At 72.3% G+C, this 12,268-nt stretch carries 12 protein-coding genes; 8 read left to right on the forward strand and 4 right to left on the reverse strand.

All coding sequences use genetic code 11. From position 1 onward, the window contains the following. Positions 1–233 precede the first annotated feature (233 nt). Genes ACH495_RS04770 through ACH495_RS04780 form a run of 3 tightly spaced genes read left to right on the forward strand, consistent with a single transcriptional unit; the run spans position 234 to position 4,398 of the window. Entirely contained in the window at positions 234–1,781 is a 1,548-nt protein-coding gene (locus ACH495_RS04770) for an ABC transporter ATP-binding protein (protein WP_396856527.1), read from the forward strand. After that, positions 1,778–3,115, forward strand: a complete 1,338-nt coding sequence (locus tag ACH495_RS04775; protein ID WP_396856376.1) for an ABC transporter permease — start codon at positions 1,778–1,780, stop codon at positions 3,113–3,115. Before ACH495_RS04770 ends, ACH495_RS04775 begins: the two co-directional genes overlap by 4 nt. Positions 3,116–3,117: 2 nt before the next feature. Beyond that, the gene (locus tag ACH495_RS04780; protein WP_396856377.1) at positions 3,118–4,398 is read left to right on the forward strand and encodes an ABC transporter permease; all 1,281 of its coding nucleotides are present in this window, start codon (positions 3,118–3,120) and stop codon (positions 4,396–4,398) included. Positions 4,399–4,454: 56 nt separating this feature from the next. Here ACH495_RS04780 and ACH495_RS04785 read toward each other — a convergent pair whose 3' ends face one another. Further along, entirely contained in the window at positions 4,455–4,859 is a 405-nt protein-coding gene (locus tag ACH495_RS04785) for a hypothetical protein (RefSeq protein ID WP_396856378.1), read from the reverse strand. 248 nt (positions 4,860–5,107) lie between these two features. Here ACH495_RS04785 and ACH495_RS04790 point away from each other — a divergent pair, with 248 nt between their 5' ends. Further along, positions 5,108–5,812, forward strand: coding sequence for a cytidine deaminase (locus ACH495_RS04790; RefSeq protein WP_396856379.1), 705 nt, complete (start codon positions 5,108–5,110; stop codon positions 5,810–5,812). A 44-nt stretch (positions 5,813–5,856) separates the two neighbouring features. On the opposite strand, the gene ACH495_RS04795 is transcribed toward ACH495_RS04790, so the two are convergent. Further along, complete coding sequence (locus tag ACH495_RS04795) at positions 5,857–6,915, reverse strand: IS110 family transposase (RefSeq protein ID WP_396856380.1); 1,059 nt, start codon at positions 6,913–6,915, stop codon at positions 5,857–5,859. A gap of 373 nt (positions 6,916–7,288) precedes the next feature. On the opposite strand from ACH495_RS04795, the gene ACH495_RS04800 reads away from it, so the two are divergent. Both ACH495_RS04800 and ACH495_RS04805 read left to right on the forward strand, forming a co-directional pair. Next, positions 7,289–8,569: a thymidine phosphorylase gene (locus tag ACH495_RS04800; RefSeq protein ID WP_396856381.1), complete on the forward strand. Its 1,281-nt coding sequence runs from the start codon at positions 7,289–7,291 to the stop codon at positions 8,567–8,569. A 98-nt stretch (positions 8,570–8,667) separates the two neighbouring features. Next, positions 8,668–9,348: a DUF4272 domain-containing protein gene (locus ACH495_RS04805; RefSeq protein WP_396856382.1), complete on the forward strand. Its 681-nt coding sequence runs from the start codon at positions 8,668–8,670 to the stop codon at positions 9,346–9,348. On the opposite strand, the gene ACH495_RS04810 is transcribed toward ACH495_RS04805, so the two are convergent. Next, complete coding sequence (locus ACH495_RS04810; RefSeq protein ID WP_396856528.1) at positions 9,345–10,196, reverse strand: putative RNA methyltransferase; 852 nt, start codon at positions 10,194–10,196, stop codon at positions 9,345–9,347. The genes ACH495_RS04805 and ACH495_RS04810 overlap by 4 nt on opposite strands. Positions 10,197–10,264: 68 nt before the next feature. Here ACH495_RS04810 and ACH495_RS04815 point away from each other — a divergent pair, with 68 nt between their 5' ends. Then, complete coding sequence (locus ACH495_RS04815; protein WP_396856383.1) at positions 10,265–10,684, forward strand: PPOX class F420-dependent oxidoreductase; 420 nt, start codon at positions 10,265–10,267, stop codon at positions 10,682–10,684. Between the two features lie 46 nt (positions 10,685–10,730). Further along, on the forward strand, positions 10,731–11,807 hold the full coding sequence (locus tag ACH495_RS04820) for an adenosine deaminase (protein ID WP_396856384.1): 1,077 nt from the start codon (positions 10,731–10,733) through the stop codon (positions 11,805–11,807). On the opposite strand, the gene ACH495_RS04825 is transcribed toward ACH495_RS04820, so the two are convergent. After that, positions 11,808–12,146 carry a hypothetical protein gene (locus tag ACH495_RS04825; protein WP_343443549.1) on the reverse strand — a complete coding sequence of 113 codons (339 nt, stop codon included), beginning with the start codon at positions 12,144–12,146 and terminating at the stop codon, positions 11,808–11,810. It abuts the gene before it with no gap. Between the last annotated feature and the right edge of the window lie 122 nt (positions 12,147–12,268).

The raw sequence follows: 12,268 nt of genomic DNA on the forward strand, positions 1-12,268 counted from the left end.
GGCAGCGGGGCCGGCGGGCACCAGGTAGCACGATCCGGCCGTCCCGGGCGTACGGGGTCCGAACCCCGCGCCCCGGGGCGGCCGGTCACCTTCATCCCCCCACACCCCACCCGGCGCGGTGGCGGCGCGGCAGTAGCTACGCTGCACCATCGCTCGCACTCCAGGAGGTTGCGCTGAGACTCGAACTGCGCGGCATCACCAAGCGGTTCGGTGATCTGGTCGCCAACGACCACATCGACCTCACGGTGGAGCCTGGAGAGATCCACGCCCTGCTCGGCGAGAACGGCGCCGGCAAGTCGACCCTGATGAACGTGCTCTACGGGCTCTACCAGCCGGACGAGGGCGAGATCCTGGTCGACGGCAAGCCGCTGAAGCTGAAGGGGCCGTCGGACGCGATCGCCGCCGGGATCGGCATGGTGCACCAGCACTTCATGCTGGTGCCGGTCTTCACCGTGGCCGAGAACGTGATGCTCGGCGCCGAGCAGGTCAAGGTGCCCTTCGCCGGGTTCCTCGACCGTCGGCGGGCCCGGCGCGAGGTGGCCGAGGTCTCCGAGCGGTACAACCTCCGGGTCGACCCGGACGCGGTGATCGAGGACCTGCCGGTCGGCATCCAGCAGCGGGTGGAGATCGTCAAGGCCCTCACCCGCGACGTCGACCTGCTGATCCTCGACGAGCCGACGGCCGTGCTCACCCCGCAGGAGACCGACGAGCTGCTCACCGTCATGCGGTCGCTCAAGGCCGCCGGCAAGTCGATCGTGTTCATCACCCACAAACTGGGCGAGGTGAAGGCGATCGCGGACCGGATCACCGTGATCCGGCGCGGACGGACGGTCGGCACCGCCGAGCCGACCGCCAGCCGAGACGAGCTGGCCGCGCTGATGGTCGGCCGCAACGTCCGGCTGACCGTGGAGAAGCAGCCGGCCCAGCCGGGCAAGCCGATCCTGGAGGTCACCGGCCTGGTCGTCGACGACGACCGGCAGGTACGCGCCGTCGACGGCGTCGACCTGACCGTGCACGCCGGTGAGGTGCTCGGCGTCGCGGGTGTGCAGGGCAACGGCCAGACCGAGCTGATCGAGGCGATCATGGGCCTGCGCCCGGTGCTCGCCGGCACGATCAGCCTGGACGGCGAGGCGACGCAGGGCTGGTCGACGAAGAAGGTGCTCCGCGCCGGCGTCGGCTACGTGCCGGAGGACCGCAGCGTCGACGGCCTGGTCAAGGAGTTCTCCGTGGCGGAGAACCTGGTGCTGGACATCTACGACCGGCCGCCGTTCGGCAAGGGCCTGTCGCTGAAGCCGGACGCGATCGCGAAGTCGGCGAAGGAGCGGATCGAGCAGTTCGACGTCCGCACCTCGTCGGCGGACGCGGCGGTCGGCACGCTCTCCGGCGGCAACCAGCAGAAGGTGATCGTGGCCCGGGAGCTGTCCCGGCCGCTGAAGCTCTTCATCGCCGCCCAACCCACCCGGGGCGTGGACGTCGGCTCGATCGAGTTCATCCACAGCCGGGTCATCCGCGAGCGGGACGTCGGCACCGCGGTCATGGTGGTCTCCAGCGAGCTGGACGAGGTGATCGGCCTGGCCGACCGGATCGCGGTGATGTACCGCGGCCGGGTCATCGGCATCGTCGGCCCGGACACCCCGCGTGAGGAGATCGGCCTGCTGATGGCCGGCATCACCCCGGACACCGCGCCCGCGACCCCGCACGACGGCGACGCCGCGGCCACCCCGCGCGAGGGCGACGCCGCCCCGGCCCCCGAGGGCCCCGGCAACGAGGACGAGGCATGACGAACCCGAACCCGGCGTCGGGCTCCCCGGACAAGGAGCCGGCGACCGAGGCGCTCCAGGCGCGCGAGGAGGCTCGGGCGACGCCGACCGCGCCGGCCGGCGACACCGTGACGAAGCAGCCGCCGGTCGAGGAGCCCCGGCCCAGCCTGGGCAAGCTCTTCCTGGACAACCTCTGGGCGGCCAACACGGTCACCGTGACCGTGCTCGCGGTGGTGCTGGCGATGCTGGTCGGCGCGGTGCTGATCATCGTCTCCGACCCGGAGGTGCTGGCCACCTACGGCTACATCACCGCCCGACCGGCGGACGCGTTGAACGCGAGCTGGACCGTGGTCAGCGAGGCGTACGCGAACCTGTTCAAGGGCGCGGTCTTCGACCCGGACGCGGTCGGCTTCACCGCCGCGATGGGTCCGATCTCGGAGACGCTCACCTACACCGCGCCGCTGGTCTTCACCGGCCTGTCGGTGGCGCTGGCGTTCCGCGGCGGCCTGTTCAACATCGGCGCCCAGGGGCAGGCGACCATCGGCGTCATCCTGGCCGCGGTCGCCGGCTTCGCGCTGCCGCTGCCGCCCGGCGTGCACCTGCTGGTGGCGTTGATCGCCGGCGCGCTCGGCGGTGCGCTCTGGGGCTTCGTCCCGGGCATCCTCAAGGCGCGCACCGGCGCCCACGAGGTGATCAACACGATCATGCTGAACTACGTGGCGGTCTACTTCCTGTCCTGGATCATCGTCCAGAGCGGGGTGCAGAACCCGAACCGGTCGGACGCGATCAGCAAGCCGGTCGACTCCTCCGCGCAACTGCCCCGACTGCTCGGCGACAACCTGCGGGTGCACGCCGGCATCCTGCTCGCGGTGCTGGCCACCTGGTTCATCGCCTGGCTGCTCAACCGCTCCACGCTCGGCTTCGAGCTGCGCGCGGTGGGCGCGAACCCGGACGCCGCCCGGACCGCCGGCATCAGCGTCACCAAGACGTACGTGCTGGTGATGGTGATCGCGGGTCTGCTGGCCGGCCTCGGCGGCTCGAACATGGTGCTCGGCTCCACCGCCAACGCGCTGACCCCGCTCGTGATCGCCCAGATCGGCTTCGACGGCATCCTGGTCGCCCTGCTCGGCCGCGTGAAGCCGTGGGGCGTGCTGCTGGCCGCGCTGCTGTTCGGCGCGCTCCAGGCCGGCGGCAACCGGATGCAGTCGTACTCCGGGATCTCGCTGGAGCTGGTCACCGTGCTCCAGGCGCTCATCGTCATCTTCATCGCCGCGCCCGCCCTGGTGAAGGCGATCTTCCAGCTCCGGGCGGCCCGCGCCGCCCGGCTGCAGACGAGCCTCGCGAAGGGCTGGTGAGCATGTCCACCACCGCTGTCCCCGACGTCGCGGTCACCGCTGTCGACGAGGGTTTCTGGACGCGGGCCCGCAAGGCCGGCGCCGTCCTGCTGGCGCTGGGCGTGGTCGCGGCGGTGCTGTTCGGGGCGCTCGCCACCGACCAGCAGGCCCGCTTCACGCTCAGCGAGACCGAGGGCGGCGCCGCCCTGGAGATCAACGGTACGGTCGGCGCGATCCTGTTCGGCGTCATCGCCGCCGCCGCCGGGGCCGCGCTGCTGGCCGGCGTACCGAAGCGCTGGTTCACGCTGCTGCTCGGCGCCGGGCTGGTCGCCTTCGTGCTGAGCTTCCTGTGCTGGCAGGTCTCCGCCGCCCCCGAGGGGCGCAACTTCATGCCGCTGGTCAACATCGTGCGAGGCACGTTCATCCTGGCGCTGCCGCTGATCTTCGGTGCGCTGGCCGGCGTGCTCTGCGAGCGCTCCGGCGTGGTCAACGTGGCGATCGAGGGGCAGTTGCTGATGGGCGCGTTCTCCGGCGCGCTGTTCGGCAGCATCTCCGGCAGTGTCTGGGTGGGTCTGGTGGCCGCGGCGATCGGCGGCGCGTTCATCTCGCTGCTGCTGGCCGTGTTCGCCATCCGCTACCTGGTCGACCAGGTGGTCATGGGCATCGTGCTCAACCTGCTGGCGGTCGGCGTCACCGGCTTCCTCTACGAGCGGTTGATGGCGACCGACGCGGCGAAGTACAACAGCGCGCCACGCTTCAGCAACTGGGAGATCCCGCTGCTGAAGGACATCCCGCTGATCGGTCCGGCGCTGTTCCGCGGCAACATCTTCCTCTACCTGGGCCTGCTGCTGGTGCTGGTCATCCACCTGGCGCTGTTCCGGACCCGGTGGGGTCTGCGGACCCGGTCGGTGGGTGAGCACCCGACCGCCGCCGACACGCTCGGTGTGAAGGTGCTGCGGCTGCGCTACCGCAACGTGATCATGGCCGGGCTGGTGGCCGGCATCGGCGGGGCGTCGTACACGCTGGCGCTCTATTCGTTCACCAAGAACATGATCGGCGGTAAGGGCTTCATCGCCCTGGCCGCGCTGATCTTCGGCCGGTGGAGCCCGACCGGGGCGCTGCTCGCGGCGCTCTTCTTCGGCTTCGCCGACCAGCTCGCCACCTACCTGGGCGCGATCGGCAGCGGCATCCCGAGCCAGTTCCTGGCGATGCTGCCCTACCTGGCGACGATCCTGGCGGTGGCCGGGCTGGTCGGCCGGGTGCGGGCACCGGCCGCCGACGGCAAGCCGTACGTCAAGGGCTGACCTCGGTCCTTCGGTCCGCCCGCATCGAGCGGGCGGACCGAAGGAGGGTCAGCTGCTCATCGCCGCGGGCGGTGACGCCGGACCAGTGACGCGACGGCGGCGAGCGCGCAGGTGAACGCCGCGACCAGGGCGATGACGATGAGTGGGTTCACGAAGCCCGGGACCATGTCGACGAACTCCGAGCACCTGCGCTCCAGGGGCCAGTAGCGGCCGTGGCCGTACCGGCTGTCCCAGCTGCGGTAGTAGGAGAGGCACTTGTCTCTAGGGCTGTTGCCCCAGAACGTACTCATCTTCAAGAAGCCGTACAGGTAGGTCTGCCCGGCGGCGAACAGGAGGTAGGCGGCCGCGCGCGACCATCGCCGTACCCAGGTGCTCAGCTGTGCGGTCGCCAGGTGGACGAACAGGGCCTGCGGCACGACCGTCACGGGGGCGACGATCAGCATGAGGATGACCGGAAGCACGGGCCGATCCTTGCGCCTGTCGTCGGCCGGCGGGTAGCCGCACCGGCCTGGTGTCCTGATCGACGGGATTGTGCGGGTTGTCGAGCCGACCACGACCTGGTCGGTAGCTGGGTGAACCCGACCGTGGCGGTGCTGTCGGTGCTCGTGGCGGCCAGTCTTGGCGGCCTCGGACGGGCGGTGGTCCGCCGGCGTCGGTCGTCGGGCCGCCCGACGGAGGAAGCCCAGGTGAATGGGGCAGAATCGGTGCAATGAACGTTGACTGGGAGCAGCTGCGGGCCGCCGCCACCGAGGTGATGCGGCACGCGTACGTGCCGTACTCGAAGTTCCCGGTCGGGGCCGCCGCCCTGGTCGACGACGGCCGGATGGTGGTCGGCTGCAACGTGGAGAACGCCGCGTACGGAGTGGTGCTCTGCGCCGAGTGCGGCGTGGTCTCCTCGCTGCACGCCACCGGCGGCGGCCGGATCGTGGCGCTGTCCTGCGTCGACGCGACCGGCGAGCCGCTCATGCCGTGCGGCCGGTGCCGGCAGCTGCTCTGGGAGCAGGGCGGGCCGGAGTGCCTGATCGAGGCGAAGGGCGGCCCGCTGCGGATGGCCGAGCTGCTGCCGCACGCGTTCGACGTGGCGGACATCGAGGCGGTGACCGGCGAGCACCCGGTGCCGGTGGTGCCGGACCGGCTGGCCGCCTGGCGGGGACGCGGCACGGTGTTCGTGCACCCGGACCTCTCGGCCGGGCAGCAGGTCTGGACGGCGTACTGGGAGCGGTCGGCCGGGGACACCGAGGGCGCCGAGACCGGTGTGCTGGAGGAGGGCCCGACCTGGGACGATCCGGCCGGCGCGATCGAGTGGGGGGCGGCGCGGACGCCGCGCGTGGTCGTGGTGGACGCGTCGGGCGCGATCTTCTGGGCCGGTGAGGGTGAGCCTCCGTTGGAGATCCCTGGCCGTTGGGGTGGTTGAGGTGGGGGCCTGGGCCGACCGTGCCCGGCTCCGGGCGGACGCTCCTATGCCGCGTCAAGTGGTGGGGGTGGGTTTTCGAGGCGTCGGTAGAGGTCTCGGGCGACGTAGCGTTTGAGGCAGCGTTTGATTTCGCGGTCGGTTTTGCCTTGGGTGCGGCGGCGCTCGGCGTAGGCGCGGGTGTGTTCGTCGTGTTGTAGGCGGGTCAGGACGATGGTGTGCAGGGCGCGGTTGAGTTGGCGGTCGCCGGAGCGGTTGAGCCGGTAGCGGATGGTCTTGCCGGAGGATGCGGGGATCGGGGCGGCGCCGGCGAGCATGGCGAACGCGGCGTCGTTGCGGCAGCGTCCGGGGTGGGACCAGCTGGTGAGGATCGTGGCGGCGACGATCGGTCCCACGCCGGTCAGTTGCAGCAGGTCTGGGCGCCAGGATCGGACGATCGCGCGGATGGCCTTTTCGTGTTCGGTGGCTTCGGCTTCGAGGTAGCGGACGCGGCGGGCGAGGTCCCGTAACACGGTCAGGCTGGTGAACACGTCTACGTCGGCGCTGGTGGTGGGGCGGAGTCGGGTGGCGGTGGTGAGCATGAGTCGGGTGCTCTGGCCGCGGAAGCGGGCTCGCACCGTCTCGGGTGCGGTGATCACCATCGCGTGTAGTTGCCGCTGGGTGGTGGCGCTGGCTTCCACGGCGGCGCGACGGGCGGTCAGGCGCATCTGTAGTGCCGCCCGTTGTGAACCGGTTTTGGGCTGCGCCAGCCGGGTGCGGGCGAGGGCGTCGCGGGCGGCGCGTTCGGCGTCGATCGGGTCGGACTTCGCTCCGGTACGACGGGCTGGGCGCTGCGGTCGGTCCAGCTCGACGACTAGCTCACCGGCGTCGGCCAGGTGGCGGGCCAGGCCGGCGCCGTACCCGCCGGAGCCTTCCAGGGCCCAGGCCCGCAGCCCTGAGTGTCCGTCGGCCAAGGCCACCAGCTCGGCGTAGCCGTCGGGGTCGGCGCTCACCGTGGCCCGGGCCAGGACCCCGCCGGTGCGGGTGTCCAGCAGCGCGGCGGTGTGGGTGTCTGTGTGGGTGTCGACGCCGATGACGACCTCGACCAGATCTGCCAGCATGGACATGCGTTCTCTCCAAACCGTGGGGACGCAAGGGTCCGGTCCGGTGCGGAGATGGCAGGACTGTGATGAGACACGCCAGCCGCTAACTGGCGGTCAAGCTCCTGATCAGGCCAACGTCTCCCGCCGGGCCGGGTGCCGGCAGCAGCAGACGGACAAGTCCCGCCAAAGGCACAAAGCCAGTCAGGGTTGGAGTCACCTCTGCTGCTACCAGCCATCAGCCCATCACTTCCGGGAAGACCCGGCTAGCCTCACAGGCCGACCCGGCTAGCCTCACAGTCAGGCTTGATCCCTCCGCCGGGCACGGTCGGCCCAGGCCTGACGTGGTCACCGTTCGCGGGTCGGTGCGACCACGCGCGATTACTGATTGGATCTTGTGGTGAGTGCTTTTACGGCGGTTGACGTCATCCGGGCGAAGCGGGACGGGGGTGTGCTGAGCGACGGGCAGATCGACTGGGTGGTCGACGCGTACACCAAGGGGTTGGTGGCCGACGAGCAGATGTCGGCGCTGGCGATGGCGATCCTGTTGCGCGGCATGACCGGCCCGGAGATCGCCCGGTGGACCGCGGCCATGATCGCCAGCGGCGAGCGGCTGGACCTGTCGCCGGTGGCCCGGCCCACCGTCGACAAGCACTCCACCGGCGGCGTCGGTGACAAGATCACCCTGCCGTTGACCCCGCTGGTCGCGGCGTGCGGCGCGGCCGTCCCGCAGCTCTCCGGCCGGGGCCTCGGTCACACCGGCGGCACGCTGGACAAGCTGGAGTCGATCCCGGGCTGGCGGGCGGCGCTGAGCAACGACGAGTTCATCGCCCAGCTCCGCGACGTGGGCGCGGTGATCTGCGCGGCCGGCGACGGGCTCGCCCCGGCCGACCGCAAGTTGTACGCGCTGCGCGACGTCACCGGCACCGTCGAGGCGATCCCGCTGATCGCCAGCTCGATCATGAGCAAGAAGATCGCCGAGGGCACGGGCGCGCTGGTGCTCGACGTGAAGGTCGGCTCCGGCGCCTTCATGAAGAATGCCGACGACGCCCGCGAGCTGGCCCGCACCATGGTCGAGCTGGGCGGCGCGCACGGGGTGCGCACGGTCGCCCTGCTCACCGACATGTCCACCCCGCTCGGCCTGGCCGTCGGCAACGCGGTCGAGGTGACCGAGTCGGTGGAGGTGCTGGCCGGCGGTGGCCCGGCCGACGTGGTGGAGCTGACGTTGGCGCTGGCCCGGGAGATGCTCGACGTGGCCGGCCTGCCGGACGCCGACCCGGCCGCCGCGCTGCGCGACGGGCGGGCCATGGACGCGTGGCGCGCGATGATCCGGGCGCAGGGCGGCGACCCGGACGCCCCGATGCCGACCGCCAACGAGGTCGAGCTGGTCACCGCGGACGAGGACGGCTGGGTGGCCGAGGTCGACGCGTACGCGATCGGGGTGGCCGCCTGGCGGCTCGGCGCCGGCCGGGCCCGCAAGGAGGACCCGGTCAGCGTCCCGGCCGGCGTGGTGCTGCACAAGCGCCCCGGCGACCCGGTGCGCGTCGGCGACCCGCTGTTCGAGCTGCGCGCCGAGCACGCCGAGCGGATCCCGGCCGCGTTGGCGCAGGCGCGTGGGGCGTTCCGGGTGGCATCGGCGGCCCCGGCCACGACGCCGCTGGTCATCGAGCGGGTCGGTTGACCGGCCGCCATGGTGCCCGGCCGGTCGGAGCCGCTATCCTCGCAGGCCAGGGGGATCGGCCGGCGGCGAGCCGGGGCGAGCAGACAGGGACTGAGACGTTGCGCGTATCCGCTCCCGACCCCCGGGCCGTCCGTGAGGCGAGCCTCGACGAGCTGTCCCGGCTGGGTCTTCCGCTGCCCCCACCGCAGTTCCCGCTGGTCTGGGAGCCGGGCGACGAGATCGAGCTGCGTCCCACGCCGGAGATCGAGGCGCGCATCGCGGTGCTGCACCTGATCCTGGCCCGCTGTTTCGGGATGCCGCCGCAGGCCGCGATGAGCTGGCTGCTGGAGTCGCACCTGGTGGAGATGCTGACGCCACCGGAGTGGCAGTTCGTGATGGGCGGCCGGGGCGACCACCGGTCGTTCGTGCTGCACCACGACGCGCTCTTCTCGCTGGCCTGGGTGCTCGGCCTGAGCAAGCAGCTCGACCCGACAGTGCCGGTGGACGAGCGGTTGGTCGAGCGGATGCCGAACCTGGTCACCGGCGAGACGTTCGCGCAGTGGCGGGCCCGGATCCTGGCCGCCCCGCAGCATCCCGCCGACGCGGCCGCGCTGCTCGACCTGCACTACTGCCTGGACTGGGCCTATCTGGAGACCGAGCGGCTCGGTGGCACGCTGCCGGGGCTGGTGGACGCCAACGCGATCGGGCAGCGGCGGTGGGCGCTGGAGTGGGCGGTGGTGCTGCGCGGGCCGTACCACGACGAGCCCCCCGGTTGGGAAGAGGTCGACCTCTCCACCTAACGCGGGCGGTGCGTGGCGAGCCGGACGGCGAGCGTGACCGGCACCGGTTCGGGCAGCGCGGCGATCCGCGCGGCGAGCCGTTCCGGGTCGGCGTGCCAGGCGCTGGGACCCATCCCGACCAGCGTGGTGACCTCGGCGCGGGTCAGCGCCAGCCGGGCCCGGTGCTCGCCGGCGGCCTCCTCGACGAAGTGGCCGCCGAGGCTGCCGGCGACCCGGTCGGCCTTGGTCGGGTCCACCCGCAGCAGGCCGAGCGCGTCGACCAGTTCGGTGAGGTGGTCGGCGGCCGGGGTGACCACCAGCAGCGCGCCGGCCGGGTCGAGCACCCGGTGGAACTCCGGGCCGTTGCGCGGCGCGAACACGTTCAGCAGCACGGCCACGGACCGGTCGGCCAGCGGCAGCCGCTGCCAGGTGTCGGCCAGCGCGGCGGCGGCCCGCGGGTGGGCCCGGGCGGCGCGGCGCAGCGCCGGCTTGGAGACGTCCAGGGCCAGGCCGGCGGCGTCCGGCAGCGCCGCCAGCACCGCCGCGAGATAGTGCCCGGTTCCCGCGCCGGGCTCCACCACCAGCGGGTACGGCTGACCGGACGCGATCGGAGTCGCGGCGGCGGCCAGCGCGGCGGCGACCGTGTCGTAGTGGCCGGCGGCGAGGAAGTCGGCCCGGGCGGCGACCATCTCGGCGCTGTCCCCGCTGTGCGGGGCGCGGCCGGCGAGCAGGTTGACGTATCCCTGCCGGGCGGTGTCGAAGCTGTGCCCGCGTGGGCAGCGCAGCACGCGGGTGGTGCCGGCGGTGGATTCGGCCAGCGGCTCGCCGCAGACCGGGCAGCGCAGCCGGGTCAGCACCGGTGGGAGCAGGGCGGGAGCGGGTTCGGCCACCGGCAGATCCTATTCCGGTGCCGAGCGGATGGATCTAGATTGATGGCATGACGACGGATGCGCGGCTGTGGGAGCTGTTCGGTGGGCACGGGCGCGGTGTGCTGGTCACGCTGCGCCGGGACGGCCGCCCGCAGCTGTCGAACCTCGACTACCTGGCCGAGCCGGGGCTCCTCCGCTGCTCCACCACGGCCGGCCGGGCCAAGGTGCGCAACCTGCGTCGGGACCCCCGGGCCAGCTTCCACGTGACCACTGCCGACGGCGGGGCGTACGCGGTGGCCGAGGGCACGGTGACGCTCACCCCGCCGGCCGCCGCGATCGACGACGCGACGGTCGACGAGCTGGTCGAGGTCTACCGGGGCATCCGCGGCGAGCACCCGGACTGGGCCGACTACCGGGCCGCGATGGTGGCCGACGGCCGGCTGGTCGTGCGCCTGGCGGTGGAGCGGGTGTACGGCTGGCGTCCCTGAGCCGGTCCGGTGCCGGGCCGGCACCGCCGGTGACTAGGGTCTGAGCATGGTCGCAATCTCGTACCAGGACATCGTCAAGGCCCCGAAGGCGCTGCTGCACGATCACCTCGACGGCGGCCTGCGGCCCGCGACGATCGTCGAGCTGGCCGCCGAGGCCGGCCACGAACTGCCCACCACCGAGCCGGACGCGCTGGGCCGCTGGTTCGCCGAGGCGGCGAACTCCGGCTCGCTGGAACGCTACCTGGAGACGTTCGCGCACACGGTGGCCGTGATGCAGACCGCGTCCGCGCTGCGTCGGGTCGCCCGGGAGTGCGCGCTCGACCTGGCCGCCGACGGCGTGGTCTACGCCGAGGTCCGGTTCGCACCCGAGCAGCACCTGGAGCGCAACCTCACGCTGGACGAGGTGGTCGACGCGGTGGTGACCGGCTTCCGGGAGGGCAGCGCGCTGGCCGGCGAGGCGGGCACCCCGATCCGGGTCGGCACGCTGCTCACCGCGATGCGGCACGCCGCCCGCTCGCAGGAGATCGCCGAGCTGGCGGTGCGGCACCGGGACACCGGCGTGGTCGGCTTCGACATCGCCGGCGCGGAGGCCGGGTTCCCGCCCACCCGGCACCTGGACGCCTTCGAATACCTCCAGCGGGAGAACTTCCACTTCACCATCCACGCCGGCGAGGCGTTCGGGCTGCCGTCGATCTGGCAGGCGATCCAGTGGTGCGGGGCGGACCGGCTCGGCCACGGCGTCCGCATCGTCGACGACATCACGCCGGGCAGCCCGCCGGTGCTGGGCCGGCTGGCCGCGTACGTGCGGGACAAGCGCATCCCGCTGGAGCTGTGCCCGTCGTCGAACGTGCAGACCGGGGCGGCGGCGTCGATCGCCGACCACCCGATCGGGCTGCTGCGCGACCTGAGGTTCCGGGTGACGGTGAACACCGACAACCGGCTGATGAGCGGCACCTCGATGTCCCGCGAGATGGCCCTGCTGGTGGACGCGTTCGGCTACGGCTGGAAGGAACTCCAGTGGTTCACCATCAACGCGATGAAGAGCGCCTTCATCCCGTTCGACGAGCGGCTGCGGATCATCGACGAGGTGATCAAGCCGGCGTACGCCGAGCTGATCGGCTGATCACGGCCGGCGGGGGTGGCCGGCGAGCAGGGCGGCCACCCCGCGCAGCACCTCCCGGGCGCGGGCGGCCTCGGCGCCCAGCCCGGTCTGGCGGCGCAGCACGGCCGGCTCGGTCCGCAGCAGGGTGATCCCGCGCCGGATCAGCACCCGCGGGGCCTTGCGCTGTTCGGCCAGGTCACGGGCGAGCCGGCGGAGGAAGGTCGCGCCACGCGGGCGGCGCAGCGCGTACGCCCCGGCGAGCAGGCCCCGGCGCCGGCACTCGGCGACGATCTCGGCGGCGAAGATCCCTTCGGCGACGAAGAATGGCGATCCGTCGACGTCGAATGGCCGGGTGGCCACCCGTCGGTCCGCGCCGATCGCATAAACCGGCACTTCGGCCTTGCCCTCCCGAGCCAATCGGGCAATTGTTTCCACCGCCGTGTCCGCGTCCCAGGACAGGGGAGACTCCCAGTCCACCTGTC

Source organism: Micromonospora sp. NPDC018662, from assembly GCF_044391475.1.
GTDB lineage: Bacteria > Actinomycetota > Actinomycetes > Mycobacteriales > Micromonosporaceae > Micromonospora.